General features: G+C 62.8%; 13 protein-coding genes and 1 pseudogene. 8 read left to right on the forward strand and 6 right to left on the reverse strand.

The annotated features are described in order from the left end of the window. Positions 1 to 186 precede the first annotated feature (186 nt). The 6 genes from AC0L37_RS17785 (at position 187) to AC0L37_RS17810 (ending at position 5,391) form a co-directional block, all read left to right on the forward strand. Entirely contained in the window at positions 187 to 540 is a 354-nt protein-coding gene (locus tag AC0L37_RS17785) for a septal ring lytic transglycosylase RlpA family protein (RefSeq protein WP_212660200.1), read from the forward strand. A 146-nt stretch (positions 541 to 686) separates the two neighbouring features. Beyond that, positions 687 to 1,268 (forward strand): hypothetical protein, encoded by a 582-nt coding sequence (locus AC0L37_RS17790; protein ID WP_282222458.1) that lies wholly within the window; start codon positions 687 to 689, stop codon positions 1,266 to 1,268. 296 nt (positions 1,269 to 1,564) lie between these two features. After that, a complete protein-coding gene (locus AC0L37_RS17795) occupies positions 1,565 to 2,554 on the forward strand; it encodes an MFS transporter (protein WP_473313606.1) in 990 nt (329 codons plus the stop codon). 26 nt (positions 2,555 to 2,580) lie between these two features. After that, positions 2,581 to 3,774, forward strand: a complete 1,194-nt coding sequence (locus AC0L37_RS17800; protein ID WP_473315454.1) for an MFS transporter — start codon at positions 2,581 to 2,583, stop codon at positions 3,772 to 3,774. Next, positions 3,767 to 4,231, forward strand: a complete 465-nt coding sequence (locus AC0L37_RS17805; RefSeq protein ID WP_212660197.1) for an MmcB family DNA repair protein — start codon at positions 3,767 to 3,769, stop codon at positions 4,229 to 4,231. The genes AC0L37_RS17800 and AC0L37_RS17805 overlap by 8 nt, the downstream gene beginning before the upstream one ends. A 5-nt stretch (positions 4,232 to 4,236) precedes the next feature. Then, positions 4,237 to 5,391, forward strand: a complete 1,155-nt coding sequence (locus AC0L37_RS17810; RefSeq protein WP_282222456.1) for an MFS transporter — start codon at positions 4,237 to 4,239, stop codon at positions 5,389 to 5,391. Here AC0L37_RS17810 and AC0L37_RS17815 read toward each other — a convergent pair. From AC0L37_RS17815 to AC0L37_RS17825, 3 genes are all read right to left on the reverse strand, one after another. Further along, the gene (locus AC0L37_RS17815; protein ID WP_282222455.1) at positions 5,354 to 7,009 is read right to left on the reverse strand and encodes an MBL fold metallo-hydrolase RNA specificity domain-containing protein; all 1,656 of its coding nucleotides are present in this window, start codon (positions 7,007 to 7,009) and stop codon (positions 5,354 to 5,356) included. The genes AC0L37_RS17810 and AC0L37_RS17815 overlap by 38 nt on opposite strands. A gap of 96 nt (positions 7,010 to 7,105) precedes the next feature. Next, entirely contained in the window at positions 7,106 to 7,657 is a 552-nt protein-coding gene (locus AC0L37_RS17820) for an ActR/PrrA/RegA family redox response regulator transcription factor (protein WP_212660194.1), read from the reverse strand. 51 nt (positions 7,658 to 7,708) lie between these two features. Beyond that, positions 7,709 to 9,019: an ActS/PrrB/RegB family redox-sensitive histidine kinase gene (locus AC0L37_RS17825; RefSeq protein ID WP_212660193.1), complete on the reverse strand. Its 1,311-nt coding sequence runs from the start codon at positions 9,017 to 9,019 to the stop codon at positions 7,709 to 7,711. A 181-nt stretch (positions 9,020 to 9,200) separates the two neighbouring features. Here AC0L37_RS17825 and AC0L37_RS17830 point away from each other — a divergent pair, with 181 nt between their 5' ends. Together AC0L37_RS17830 and AC0L37_RS17835 are read left to right on the forward strand one after the other, a co-directional pair. Beyond that, on the forward strand, positions 9,201 to 9,662 hold the full coding sequence (locus tag AC0L37_RS17830) for a DUF2852 domain-containing protein (protein ID WP_473313613.1): 462 nt from the start codon (positions 9,201 to 9,203) through the stop codon (positions 9,660 to 9,662). 174 nt (positions 9,663 to 9,836) lie between these two features. Then, positions 9,837 to 10,574, forward strand: coding sequence for a M48 family metallopeptidase (locus tag AC0L37_RS17835; protein ID WP_282222453.1), 738 nt, complete (start codon positions 9,837 to 9,839; stop codon positions 10,572 to 10,574). A 29-nt stretch (positions 10,575 to 10,603) separates the two neighbouring features. On the opposite strand, the gene AC0L37_RS17840 is transcribed toward AC0L37_RS17835, so the two are convergent. From AC0L37_RS17840 to AC0L37_RS17850, 3 genes and pseudogenes are all read right to left on the reverse strand, one after another. Further along, on the reverse strand, positions 10,604 to 12,931 hold the full coding sequence (locus tag AC0L37_RS17840) for a PBP1A family penicillin-binding protein (RefSeq protein ID WP_282222452.1): 2,328 nt from the start codon (positions 12,929 to 12,931) through the stop codon (positions 10,604 to 10,606). Beyond that, positions 12,931 to 13,203: a hypothetical protein gene (locus AC0L37_RS17845; RefSeq protein ID WP_282222451.1), complete on the reverse strand. Its 273-nt coding sequence runs from the start codon at positions 13,201 to 13,203 to the stop codon at positions 12,931 to 12,933. Before AC0L37_RS17845 ends, AC0L37_RS17840 begins: the two co-directional genes overlap by 1 nt. Positions 13,204 to 13,439: 236 nt before the next feature. Beyond that, positions 13,440 to 14,692 (reverse strand): annotated as a pseudogene (locus tag AC0L37_RS17850) (D-amino acid dehydrogenase). Positions 14,693 to 14,792 lie beyond the last annotated feature (100 nt).

Below are 14,792 nucleotides of genomic sequence, written 5' to 3' on the forward strand. Positions count from 1 at the left end.
ACAATCACGGATTCAGTTTCTCCAATATTGGCGAGACCGGGCTGACTATGGCGCGATCAAGGCGATAATCACTGCGGCACATGGGCAACAGTTCCATGATCGAGGCCAGTTGTGACCAATTCGGGCACATTCTGGCCTGCGGGCTGGATTAGGCAGCGGCCAACACCAACTTCGTGAGTTCCTGTCTTGATTAAAAAAGCCGTATCCGTCGCCGCCCTTGCTGCCGTCCTGTTCTCTGTTTCCACTGCAGCCTATGCCCAATGTGGCGGCGCCTCCTGGTACGGTCCTGGGTTCAATGGAAAGACCGCCGCATCAGGCGAAATCTTCAATGAAAACGCCATGACCGCTGCCCATCGCTCCCTGCCCTTCGGCACCAAGGTCAAAGTTACCGATCAGCGTACTGGTCGAGAAATCGAAGTGACCATCAATGATCGCGGCCCGTTTGTCGGCAAGCGCATCATCGATCTTTCCAAGGCCGCTGCCACCAAGCTCGGCTTCCGCAATCGCGGCGTCACATCGGTGTGCATCAGCCAGCTCTGAATACTGCAATCAGACCTGATTGTATTGCGGGCCGACCTCGAAAGGGGCGGCCCGTTTTTCGTTTTTCTGCTTTATTGCCAGTCTTTAGGCTCACTTTAGTATTCCACGGCTAGACTGGCTTCGGGAATGCGGAGGAGACGTGCGGCATGAAGCCAACAGTCTATGTTGTGGGACCCAGTGACGGGGCGGGTGCGGGACTGAGCGAAATGGCCCGACGGCTCAATTTTGGAACGGTGCAGCCCTATGGGGGCGTGCCACAGGCCGAGCAGCAGGTCAGCCGCACGCCCGTGTGCTATTTCCTGTTCGCGGCCGTGCCCGATGTGAGTGCGCTGCGTGATGTGGCCGAGGCGATCCGGTTTTCTGCCAGCCGCAGGCTGCGTTTTTCGCCACTGATCTATTTTTCCGAAAGTCCGTCAGTCGAGACCATAACGCGCTGCATCAATATGGGCTTTGACGATGTGGTCACCATGCCCTTCACCCGCAGCCGGGTGATGGAGCGGATCAATCGCCAGATCGGCACGCAGTTTACCTATTATGAAACGCCGGGCTATTTCGGACCGGATCGCCGTGGCCGGGTGAGCCCCCGCAACACCCCGGCAGACAACCGCAAGGGCGGACAGTTCCGGCGCCTCGACATCATCCGCAATCTGAGCACCGGGGTGAATGTGGTGCGCGATGAGTTCGTCGAGCACAATCCGCGCCGCACGCTCGTTTCAGCCCGGGCCTGACGATGCTGGTGCAACGTTATTGTTGCAGGAAGAAACGTTTGCACCGCTGCTTTCCCTAGGGCTCGATTTGGCATAGCGTGCAGCCGCAAATCAGCCTCACGAGTAGTCTTCCATGAATTTCGGCCTCAAGCTGGCGCCACAGATACGCGTGTTCGCCGCGTTCTATATTTATTCGTTTTGCATGGGCAGCATCTATCCGCGCCTGCCGGCCATTCAGGAGGCCATGGGCGTGGGCGAAGGCGCACTGGGGCTTTCGCTGATCGGCGCTGCGCTGGGCACCCTGCTGTCGCTGACCTTTGCCGGCCCGTTTCTGGAGCGAGATCGGCTATCGCCGCGCGCTGCTGGGCGCCTTGCCGCTGCTGGCCGTGCTCTATGCAATCGCGGTGCTCGCGCCATCGCCGCTTACGCTGTTTGTGCTGCTGGTGCCGGTGGGGGCCACGATTGGCTGCATCGAGCTGATCGTCAATCTTGAGGCCGACCGGGTCGAGCATGCCGTGGGCTTCCGCATCATGAACCGGGCGCACGCCTTCTGGAGCTTCGGCTTTTTCAGCGCCGGCATGGTTGGCGCGCTGGTTGCCCAGGCCGGTATCTCGCCGCAATGGCATCTGGCCATCATGGTGCCGGTGGTGACACTGGCCACCGTGGTGGTGCTGGGCCGGTTCGAGGCCGCCCGGCATCGTGTCAGTACCGCAACCGATAGCGGTCCCCGCTTTGCCCGCCCGACGCTGGCCATTCTGGTGCTGGTCTGTGTCACCTTTTCGGCCGTGGTGATGGAAGGGGCCGGCATTGACTGGTCCGCCATCTATATGCGCGACGTATTCATGGCCGATCCGTTCTGGGCCGGTTTTGCCGTGGCGCTGGGTGCTGGTGCCCAGGCGGTTACCCGGTTCTTTGCCGACAAATTCGTTGATCGCTCCAGCCCGACCATTGTGGCGCGGACCCTGCTGACCATTCTGGGCATCGGCACGGTGCTGGTGTTTGTCAGCCCCTATCAGTGGCTCGCCTATGTCGGCCTGGCGCTGATGGGCGTTGGCACCAGCGCGATCTTTCCGTTGGCCATGTCGGCGGCAGCGCAGCGCACCGACCGCTCGGCGGCGGTCAATGTGGCGGCGCTGGCGCAGATCTCATTTGTCGGCTTCCTGCTCGGACCACCGCTGCTGGGTTATGTGGCCGAGCATTTCGGCATTCGCTGGGCCTTTGGCATTGGCCTTCCGCTTATTGTCCTGAGCCTGATTACCGCCAGCGCGCTGGGGTCACGGCCACCCAAGGCGGTGCCGGCACAATGAGCTCTGGCCCCCATGGCATGGCGCGGCTGACCATCGCGCCGCAACACCGCATCTATGCATGCTTCTTCTTCTTTGCGGCGACGATTGGCGCCTTGATGGCCCGCCTGCCCGACATCCAGACCCATCTGGGGGTCAGCGAAGGCCAATTGGGCCTGACCATGACCGGGATGGCGCTGGGTTCATTGATTTCGCTGACCGTGGGATCGCCCATTGTCGAGAAACTGGGGTTTCGGCTCACGGCCTTTTTCACCACGCTGGGGCCAGCAATCCTGATCTCCACCATTCCCTGGCTTCCCAACGCCCCGGCCGTCTTTGCCGTGCTGGTGACTGTCGGGCTTTTGGTGGGGGCGCTGGAGATCAACCTCAATGTGGAGATTGATCGTCTCGAAACCCATACCGGCGGGCATTACATGAACCGCGCGCATGGTTTTTGGAGTGTCGGCTTCTTCATTACCGCGCTGTTCGGTGCCGTGATCCGGCAGTCGGACGTGTCGGCTGGACTTCACCTCGGACTGGTCGCCCTCATCGTGATCACCGCGGCGGGTTATCTGATCTATGGGGCGACCAACACGCCAAAGACCGCGCGCAGCCAGACCGAGGCCGCCGGGCAGCGCTTTGCGTTTCCTAATCGTGGTCTGCTGCCGCTCTGTCTCATCGGGTTTTCGGCGTTTCTTGTCGAGGGCGCCGGTATCGACTGGTCAGCCATCTATATGCGCGACGTGTTTGCCGTCGAACCGCTGGTGGGGGGCATGGGGCTGGCTCTGTTCGCCTTCTTCATGGCCGTGATGCGCCTTGGCGCCGATCCTATTGTTCGCCGCTACGGCCCGCGCAAGGTCGCCATGGGCATGCTGACCGCGGCGGGCCTGGGCGCGTTGCTGATCGGGCTGACACCGGTTCCCGAACTGGCATTGCTGGGTTTCGCGCTGATGGGGGCCGGCTGCTCGGCAGTCTACCCGCTCGCCGTATCGGCGGCCGCGCAACGGACCGACCGACCCGCCGCCGTCAACGTCGCCGCCATCGGGCAGGTGAGCGTCGTGGTGTTCTTCCTGGCGCCGCCACTGCTCGGCTTTGTTGCCGAGTTTATCAACATACGCGCCTCATATCTGGTTTGCCTGCCCTTGTTGGCGGCCGGTCTGTGGGCCTCGAGCTTTGCGCTGGGGGATCGCAAGCTGGCGGACGCGAGCGGGTTGGCGCCCGAGCCACTGCCACCGCATGGCTGAGGATCTGCCGCCTATTGTCGATCTGCGCCAATCGGCCACCGCGCTGCGGGTGCAGCGCGGGGTGATGCGACTGCTGCGCGAGAGTTTTGACATGGCGTGCTTTGCCGAAGTGACGCTGAAAAGCGGTCGACGGGCCGACGTGCTGGGAATCGGCCCCAAGGGGGAAATCTGGATCGTTGAAATCAAGTCGAGCCTGATCGATTTCCAGGTCGACAGGAAATGGCCGGAATATCGCGACTTCTCCGACAAGTTCTTTTTTGCCAAGCCGCCCGAGCTGGATGCCGATATCTTTCCGCAAAGCGAGGGGCTGATCGTGGCCGATGGCCATGACGGCGCCATTTTGCGCGACAGCCCCAATACGCCCCTGGCGCCAGCCCGCCGCAAGGCGCTGACGCTCAAACTGGCCCGCCTTGGCGCGGACCGTATCCACGCCTTGATGGACCCCGGTCCGAAGTGAGTCCCATGCCCATTGCCCGCTGGCGCATCATTGCGCTGTTCTTCGTTCATGCCCTGGCCATTGGTGCTATTCATACGCGCATTCCCGATATCCAGCTGCTGGTGGGGCTCAGCGAATCCCAGCTCGGGCTGGTGCTGATGGGCCCCGCAGTGGGCGCGCTGGGCACGTTCCTGTTCTCCAGCCGGGTGATCGAGCGGTTCGGGCCGCGCGCTGTCATTCTCGGCGTGCTGCCGGTGGCCATCATCTCGGCGGCGCTGATCACGGTGCTGCTGCATCCCGTGGCGCTGTTCGTGCTGCTGATGATCAATGGCATTGGTTTTTCGCTGACCAATATCGCCATCAATGTAGAGGCCGACCGCATCGAGGCGGCGACCGAACAGCGCATCATGAACCGCTGTCACGGCGCCTGGAGCGTGGGGTTTCTGCTCACCTCGCTGCTGGGCGCGGCGCTGCGCGGCTTCGATGTCTCACCGGCGCTGCATATGTGGGCGCTGGCGCCGGTGACGATCGCGCTGCTGCTGATCATTGTTGTGCCCATGCCCATCGTGCCGCCGCGTGCCCATGCCGGCGCCGCCAGGAAGCGGTTGGCCTGGCCCAGCTGGGCCACCATGGGGCTGGTGGCCTTTGGCCTGGGGGCGGCGCTGACCGAAGGCGCGTCGCGCAGCTGGTCGATCATCTATCTGCGCGACAATTTCGAGGTTGCCGCCTGGATTGAATCGCTGGCACTGCCGGCCCTGCTGTTGACCATGGCCATTGGCCGACTGGTGGCGGATCGCTGGATCGACCGGTTCGGCCCGGTCCGGGTGGCCCGCACGCTCTCGGCGGTGGCGCTGGTGGGCATGGTGCTGCTGGTGGCTTCCCCCAACGCGGCCAGCGCGCTGGCAGGGTTCGGGCTGGTGGGGGTGGGCATCTGTGTGCTGTTCCCCTTGACCCTGTCCGCCGCCGCCCGGCTGGGCGACCGGCCGGCCTCGGAAAATGTGGCGGCGACCACACTGATCTTCCAACTGGTCAATCTGGGCGCGCCGGTGCTGATCGGCACCGTGGCCGAGGGCTTTGGCATTCGCAGTGCCTTTGCCATGCTGCTGCCGCTGCTGGTCCTGTCCTGGCTGATGGCCGGGCGGCTCAGGCCTGGCCGTCCAGCTCATGCTCCACAGGGGTAATGGCGGTTTCGCGATGGGCCGGTGATGGCGCCACACCCAGCGTGGACAGTTCGGCCTGCAGCGCCTGCATCAGCGCCAGCTTTTCCTCGTCACTGCCCTCGGCCAGCCGCTGGCTGAGCCGGATGGTGAAATCGGAAAAGGCATTGTGCCAGTCCGAATGGACCTGATTGGGGTCGATGCGTGGCGTGGTCGCCGCCGCCTTGCCGGTGACGCCGGTTGCGGTCAGTTCGAAATAGTCATCAAGCTGGGGCAGGATGATCTGGTCGCCGCCCAGGCCGGTGGTCATCAGCGCCTTGCGCAGCGCCAGGCGCTCCTCATCCTCGCCATGGCTGAGAAAGATCGCGCCATGGGCGGGCAGGCGCGCGGTGATCCAGTCCATCAGTTCGGAGTGGTCGGCATGGGCTGAATAATTGCCCAGCGAGCGGATATTGGCGCGGATCGGTACGACCGAGCCGTGAATCCGGGCCTGCTTGGCGCCTGTCAGAATGACATGGCCCAGCGTGCCGGGCGCCTGATAGCCCACAAACAGCACGGTAGCGTTGCGGCGGATCAGATTGTTGCGCAGATGGTGCTTGATACGCCCGGCATCGCACATGCCCGAAGCGCTCATGATGATGGCGCCGCCGCGAATGGTATTGATGGCCTTGGAATCCTCGACCGCCTCGATGATGCGGAAGCGTGGATCGTTGAACAGCTCGTCGGCGCCCAGTTCGACGTCGTCGAACATCTTGGCGTATTTGCGATAGACGCTGGTGACCTTGCTGGCGAGCGGGCTGTCGAGAAACACCAGCTTGGGGTCGATCTCGCCGGTCTTGATGAGATAGCCAATGTCGTGCAGCAATTCCTGGCTGCGCTCGACGGCGAAGGTGGGAATGATCAGATTGCCACCGCGACCCAGCGCCTCGTTGATCTCAGCCTTGAGCACTTCGCGGCGCTGCAGCAGGGTATAATCGTCGCGGTCACGACCGCCATAGGTGGATTCGCAGACAATGTAGTCAAAGCCAGCCGGCGCGTCGGGCTCCTTGTAAAATACCTTCTCGTCGGGGCCGATGTCGCCCGAGAACATCAGCCGCACCGGCGTGTCACCATCCATCACCTCAACCTCGATTGAGGCCGAACCGATGATGTGGCCGGCATTCCAGTAGCGGGCGCGTACACCAGGGCCCGGCTCGATCCAGTTTTCATAGGCACAGGTCTGGCGGTGCTTGAGCGCCTCGTCGGCGTCGGCCTTGGTGTAAAGCGGCTTGACGGGTTCGTCGCCGCGCCGGCTGCGCTTGCGGGTTTCGCGTTCGGCTTCGCTTTCCTGAATACCGGCACTGTCGGGCAGCATGTATTCGAGCAGACCGGCCGTGGGTTCGGTCATCCAGGCCGATCCGCGCCAGCCTTCGGCATACAGCTTGGGCAGCAGGCCGACATGGTCGATATGGGCGTGGGTGAGCAGCAGGAAATCGATAGATTTGACATCGAAGGGGGTCGGCTTGAGGTTGAGCGCGCGGACCGTGCGATTGCCCTGGAACATGCCGCAATCGACCAGAAAATGGCCGCCGGGATGGTCAACGCGATAGCAGGACCCGGTTACCGTGCCAGCCGCACCGTGGAAGTGAAGGGTAACAGTCATGGCCCGGCTCCTCGCTTTTCACGCTAACGTGTCGAAGTAAGCCTGACTGGCCCGGTAATGTCGAGACAGGTAAATCTCTTGCGGATTGTCCTGACGCTAGCGCGGGGCGCGCTTGGCCAGAATGCGCTGCAGGGTGCGGCGATGCATGTTGAGGCGCCGCGCGGTTTCCGAGACATTGCGATCGCACAGTTCATAGACGCGCTGGATATGCTCCCAGCGCACACGATCGGCCGACATCGGGTTTTCCGGTGGCTCGGGCTTGTCTTCGCCGGTGGCCAGCAGGGCGTTGATGACATCATCGGCATCAGCAGGCTTGGAGAGATAATCGACCGCCCCCAGCTTCACCGCAGTCACGGCGGTGGCGATATTGCCATAGCCGGTCAGCACCACGGCGCGCGCATCGGGGCGCTTCTGGTGCAGGGCCGAAACGACCTCGAGGCCATTGCCATCTTCGAGCCGCAGATCGACCACCGCATAGGCGGGGGGCTTTTCCGCGACAGCGGCCAGGCCATCGGCAACAGTGCTGGCGATACGCACGTCAAAGCCGCGCCGGGTCATGGCGCGCTCAAGGCGCTGCAAAAATGCCATATCATCGTCAACAAGCAACAGGCTTGGATCGGTGGCAAGAAGGTCTTCGATCGTGCTCATGGCTTTCCCATAGGCTGTTGCACCTGTTACGTCAAAACCGGTGTTTTGGATCTATAGCTCGATTGCAGTGCGTGGCCAGACAATCCGCACCTGGGCGTGACCATCGGACGCAATGTTCTGAAACGCCAGCCGCGCGCCGGTGCGTTCGAGCAGGGTCTTGGCAATGAAAACGCCCAGGCCCAGCCCGCCGGGCTTGCTGGCATCGGGACCATGGGGGTCGCGCGGGCGGCTGGTCAGATAGGGCTCGCCCAGCCGGGCAATCAGCTCGGGCGCAAAGCCGGGCCCATCATCGGTGATCGACACAGAAATGCTGTCGCGATCCCAACCGGCCTCGACGCGCACGGTCTGGCGCGCAAAGTCGGCGGCGTTCTCGATCAGATTGCCCAGACCATAGAGCAGACCGACGCTGCGGTTAAAGACCGGCGGTTCGCCAGCGGCGCGCTCGTAATAGAACAGAATGGCCTTGCCGCGCCCCTCATGAGGGCGGGCGACCTCGGCCAGCAGATCGGTGATGGGCACGGCGGCGAAGGGATCGTCGTGATGATTGTCGAGATTGCGCAGCTTGGCCAGAATGGCGCGGCAGCGCGCCGCCTGCTCGATGATCAGTTCGACATCTGAAGCCAGATCGCTGTCCGCGGGCGCATCGGCGCGCATTTCCTTGGCAGCCAGGGCAATGGTGGAGAGCGGCGTGCCCAGTTCATGGGCTGCTGCGGCGGCCAGACCATCGAGCGCCGAGAGCTGTTCCTTGCGCGACAGCGCCAGCTCTGTTGCCGCCAGGGCGTCAGCGATCTGGCGCGCATCGTGGGCGACACGGTTGGTATAGGCGGAGATAAACACCACACCGCAAATGATCGAGACCCAGATGCCGATCACATAGATGCGGTTGAACACGATGGTTTCGAGCGGATCCCAGGGCAGCGGCAGATGCCAGACCGCCAGCACCGAGGCAATCACGGCGGCCAGCAGCGCAATGACCAGGGTCGAGCGCTGCGGCAGGGTGGTCGCCGACACCGAAACGGGCGCCAGCAGCAGCAGCGAGAAGGGGTTTTGCAGTCCGCCGGTGAGCGCCAGCAGGCAGCCAAGCTGGCACAGATCAAAGGCGACCTGCCCGGTAGCAAACAGGCTGCTGGGCCGATAGGCGGCGCCAAAGTGCCAGACCAGCCACAGATTGACTGCAGCCGAGGCGCCGATCAGGATGAAGCACTCCAGTAGCGGCAGGGGAAACCCCAGGCCAAAGGCGACAAACAGCACGCCAATGGCCTGTCCTCCCACGGCCAGCCAGCGCACGAGCACCAGTGTCTGCAGCCGCAAGGGGCGCCAGGTCGAGGGCAGGGGCAGGCCATCAGCCTGGATTATGGACATCTCAAAGCCTTGGGCTCGCTAAATTTTGTCGCGCTATAGGGACAGAAAATCGTCATTTCAAGAGCCAAAAATGCACAGGCACACGCTTGATCCTACCCCAGGATGGGCCACGTATTGATCATCGTGACTGGGAGAAAGTAAGCGAAATGACCACAGCAATCATCAAACCACAATGGTCCCCTTGACCATCGCGCTCATGGTAATGGGCTTTATTCTGTTCTGGCCTCTGGGTCTGGCCGTGCTCGGCTATATCCTGTGGGGTGAAAAATTCGGCGGTTCGCCGGAAAAGGCGCAGGCCTATTTCAACAAGGGCCGCGACTGGTGCACCTCGGGCAAGCATCGCCATCATGGTCGGCACAGCCACCACTACGGCATGAGCTCGAGCGGCAATGCCGCCTTTGACGAATATCGCAGCGAACAGCTCAAGCGCCTCGAGGAAGAGCGCGCCCGTCTGGACGCCGAGATCGAGCAGTTCCACGAATACATGGCCAATCTGAACAAGGCCAAGGATCGTGAAGAGTTCGACCGTTTCATGAATGACCGCCGCGGTTCGCGCCAGGGCTATACCGAGCCCAAGCCCGAGCAGAACGATCACAATGATGGCGACCAGAACAACAATAATGGCTGGAACAATAACGGCTAGGCCGCAGCCAGACCAAGACAAGCGACGCGCTGCGGTGCGTCGCTGACCTTTTCCAAAGCCAGCCATGCCCCGGCTGTACTGGCGCCCCGCCGCGGGGCGTTTTTTTGTGTCCGGTCGGACACCGCAATCGCGCCAAATCACGTTAGTATCGGCCCAGCGATTCCCGAGCCCCCGATGAACCTGTTCTTCCGCACCAAACCGAAAATCCCGCCATCGACCGTCATCAGTATTGATGGCGAAGCGGTGAGCGTGACCGTGCGGGTCAATGCACGGGCGCGCAGCTATCGGCTGAGCCTGCCACATAATGGCGGTCCGGTGCTGACGCTGCCACCGCATGGCAAATGGGCCGAGGCCGAGGCCTTCCTCGCCCGTCAGCACAACTGGCTGGCAGCGCGGATCAAGCGGGCGCCGCAGGCGGCCAGCTTTACCGACGGGGGCGTGGTGCCGCTACGTGGGGTGGATCATCGCATTATCGGCACAGGCAAGCTGCGCGGCCGAGTGGAACTGGCTGAAGACGATGGAGAAATGGTGCTGCTGGTGCCCGGCGATCTGGCGCATCAGGCGCGGCGGCTGACCGACTGGCTCAAGGATGAGGCGCACGCCGATCTGAGCGAGCGCAGCGCCTATCACGCCGCGCGGCTGGGGGTAAGCGTCAAGACCATCAAGATGCGCAGCCAGGCGAGCCGCTGGGGCTCGTGTTCAAGTTCGGGCAATATCAATTACAATTGGCGGCTGGTTCTGGCGCCGCCCTTCGTGCTCGATTATGTGGCCGCCCATGAGGTCGCCCATCTGGTCGAGATGAACCATTCGGCTGCGTTCTGGGCTACCGTGGAGCGCACCCTGCCCGATATGGCAAGGGGTCGCGCCTGGCTCAAGGCGCATGGTCGCCAGTTGATGGCGCATGGCAGCTAGGCCACCACGCGCCTGATTTTCATTCCGGGCTAATTGCCGAAGATCAGATCCATCAAGGTGCGTGGATTGTCATTGGCTGGCGCCTGCTGCTGGATCTGTTGCGGCGCCTGGGCAGGGGCGCTGGGCACCCAGACCTGCTGGCCGGTGGCCGGGTCGATCACCAGCACCATGGGCAGACCGGTATTGGGATCGATCGGGGCCTGACCCACGCCATTGCTCTGGGCCTGCAGCGGGAAGCCGGTAACCGGATCAATCGCCTGATCGGTGACGATCTGGCCCACGGGCAGGCCCGTGGTGGGATCAATCTGCTGGCCATTGGCATCGATGATCAAGCCCCCCGCGGGCAGGCCGGCACCGGCGGTCAGATCCTGCCCGGACTGCAAGGGCTGCACGCCCGCGCCGATGGGCTGGCCGGTATTGGGATCGATCTGGACCACCTGACCGGTGGCCGGATCGGTCACGGTCTGCACCGGCAGGCCGGTTGCCGCGTCGACATACTGCACCTGTGGCTGGCCGGTATTGGGGTCGATGATCACCTGACCGGTGTTTGGATCAACCACGGGCTGGCTGACCAGCTGGCCTTCATAGCTGCCGCCGGGAATGGGGGCCGCCTGCTTGCCCGCAAGGGCCTTGGTCATGAATTGCGACCAGATGGTTGCGGGTACATTGCCGCCCGACAAGGTGGTCTTGGTGGCGTCGTCATTGCCCAGCCAGACGCCGGTGACCATGGCGGAGGTAAAGCCGATAAACAGCGCGTCCTTGGCGTCCTGGGTGGTGCCGGTCTTGCCGCCCACTTCCCAGCCGCCAATATTGGCGCGCTTGCCGGTGCCCACTTCAACAGCGGTGCGCAGCATATCGTCCATCTTGGCGAGCACGTCAGGCGCCACGACACGGCCGGGGCCAGCATCGGAGGCTTCATAGAGCACGTCGCCCGCCTTGGATTCGATGCGGGTGATGACGTTGGGGATGACGCCCATGCCGCCATTGGCGAAGGGTGCGTAGGCACTGGTCAGCTCGAGCAGGTTCACTTCCTGGGTGCCCAGCGCGATGGAAGGCACCGCAATCAGCTCGGAGGAAATGCCCATGCGGGTCGCCACATCGATGACCGCCTGCGGGGTGACGTCGATGGCCAGTCGCGCGGCAATGGTATTGATCGAATAGGCCAGACCCTGACGCAGGGTCACCGTGCCGGCATACTTGCCCGAGGCGTTGCGCGGGCTCCAGCCATTATAGTCGAACTGGGCGTCTTCGGCCAAAGTGTCGGGCGTATAGCCCTTTTCCATTGCAGCCATATAGACGAAGGGCTTGAAGGTCGAACCGGGCTGGCGTTTGGCGGTGACGGCGCGGTTATACTGGCTCTTTTGATAGTCGACACCGCCCACCATGGCGCGAACCTTGCCGTCCACATCCATGGCCACCAGCGCGCCCTGGGTGAAGCCGCGCTTGCCGCCTTCGGCCGCGACCTGTTCGCGTACGATGAACTCGGCGTCTTTTTGCATCTTGTAGTCGATAGTGGTCTGCACGATCACATCGCTCTCGATGTCGCCGATATAGGCAGTCATCAGGCTTTCGACCCAGTCAGCGACATAGGATTCCGAACCGGCGACGCGGGTGCGCACGCTCTGATTGGGGTCAATCTGGGCGGCGGTGGCTTCTTCAGCGGTAATATAGCCTTCGGACGCCATGGCATTGAGCGACAGGCGCTGACGCTCAATGGCGCGTTCGGGGCTGGATTTGGGGTTATAGGCCGATGGCGCGGGCAGAATGCCGGCCAGCATGGCGGCCTGACCCAGCGACAGATTGCGCGCCGAAACACCGAAATAGGTCTGCGCGGCGGCCTCGATGCCGGTTGCACCGGCGCCGAAATAGACGCGGTTCATATAGAGTTCGAGGATTTCTTCCTTGGTATAGTTCTGTTCCAGCCAGACGGCCAGAATGGCTTCCTGCACCTTGCGGCCCAGGGTCTGGTCGGGCGTGAGGAACAGGTTCTTGGCCACCTGCTGGGTGATGGTGGAGGCACCACGGGTGACACCACGCGCCTTGATCATTTCAAGCACGACCGAGGCCATGCCGATCGGATCGACACCGAAATGGCTCATGAAGCGGCGGTCTTCGCTGGCGATGATGGCCGCGGGGACATAATAGGGCAGCTCGCGATAGGTCACCGCTTCGCCGCCGGTCTGGCCACGATTGGAGATCAGGCTGCCATCAGCGGCCAGAATGCGGATATTGGGCGGCCGGTCGGGCACGGCCCAGGTATTGGATGAGGGCAGCTGCGCGCCGTAATAGACGATGATGCCAATCACCGCGATACCGCCCCACAGGCAGGCGACAAAGCCCCACCAGAGCAGGCCCATCAAGAAGCCGCCGGAACGCGATTTGCGTGGCTTGTTGCCGCGCGGGGTCGATGCCTTGCCGCGCCGGGGGGCTTGCCGCCGCCCTTGGGGCCATTGCCCGAACCGCCCACGGGGCGTTCGCCGGTGCTGAACATGCTCGAGGCCTGTCCCAGCGATGGTTCGACGCGCGCGCCCTTGCGCGGCTTGGCTTCGGCCTTTGCCGTTTGCCTGGGCTTGCTCGCCTTTTTGGGCTGAGCGCCAACGCGGTCATCGGCGGAAATGCGGAAATCCATCAAGCAAACCTACAGCAGAGCCTTTTGGCCGCTTCTACTCTGTTCCGCGCAAATGGGAAACAAGAGGTTAGCGACTGGTTAAAGGCCGACCCTGACCGACTCGCGGTGCACTGTCGTCACAACAGCTTGCACCACGCGGTCACGGCAGTGGTTTTCCAGAGTAAATGTGGCTGGTTTAAGGGCTGAGGGGCCATGGCACGCCTGCTGTTGCACCGTGGTCACAGGCTTTGGCGCGCTCAGGCGTAGCGCGCCAGCCCCAGATCGTGGGTATCGATTTCGGGCGTATTGCCGCTGATCATGTCGGCGGTAATGCGCGCCGAGCCGCAGGCCATGGTCCAGCCGAGCGTGCCATGGCCGGTGTTGAGATAGAAATTGGGATAGCGGGTGGGGCCGACAACAGGGGTGCCATCGGGCGTCATGGGACGCAATCCGGTCCAGAAGGTTGCGCGGCTGACATCACCGGCGCCTTCGTAGAGGTCGGTGACGACATGCTCGAGCGTCTTGCGGCGACGATCATGCAAGGTGGTGTCAAAACCGGCGATCTCGGCCATGCCGCCAACGCGGATACGGTCGCCCAGACGGGTGACGGCAACCTTGTAGCTTTCATCGAGCACAGTGGAGGTCGGCGCCCGGGTTTCATCGATGATCGGCACGGTGATGGAGTAGCCCTTGACCGGATAGACCGGCACATTGAGCCCGAGCGGCTTGACCATGGCGGGCGTGAAACTGCCCAGCGCACCGACGAAGACATCGGCTTCAAGCTCGCCCTGATTGGTGCGCACGGCGCGCACCTTGTCGCCTTCGGTGACCAGCGCGTCGATATCAACGCCAAAGCGGAATTCGACGCCCAGTTCGCGGGCCATTTCGGCCAGCTTGGTGGTGAAGATGAAGCAGTCACCGGTTTCGTCATTGGGCAGGCGAAGGCCGCCAGCGATCTTGTCGCGCGCCTTGGCCAGACCGGGTTCGGCGGCAATGCAGCCCGCCGCATCAAGCAATTCAAACGGCACGCCATCGGCGGCGAGCACTTCGGTATCCTTGTGGGCGCCTTCAACCTGCTTGTCATAGCGGAACAGCTGCAACGTGCCCTGACTGCGATTGACGTAATCAATGCCGGTATCGGCCCGAAGCGCCATGAGCTGGTCGCGGCTATATTCGGCCAGTCGCACCATGCGCGACTTGTTCACCTGATAGCGGCCAAGCGTGCAATTGCGCAGAATGGACAGGCACCAGGCAATGGTGGCCGGGTCGAGCCGGGGCTGCACGATCAGCGGGGCGTGGCGCATGAACAGCCATTTGAGCGCCTTGCGCGGCACACCGGGCGCAGCCCAGGGGAAGAATAGCCGGGCGAAATCTGCCCGGCATTGGCGAAACTGGTTTCGTGCGCCACCGCGTCCTGACGTTCCAGCACCGTGACGGCATGGCCGGCCCTGGCCAGATAATAGGCCGTTGTAACACCGATGACGCCGCCGCCCAGAACGATCACGCGCATGACTGCTCTCCACGAAACATTGCCGGTCCCCAGCTGAACCGTCGCAAGCCATAATTCTGGCGCAGAAGCCGTGAAATGTCCTTCACTTTGATGCAAGATA

Source organism: Devosia sp. J2-20, from assembly GCF_055808475.1.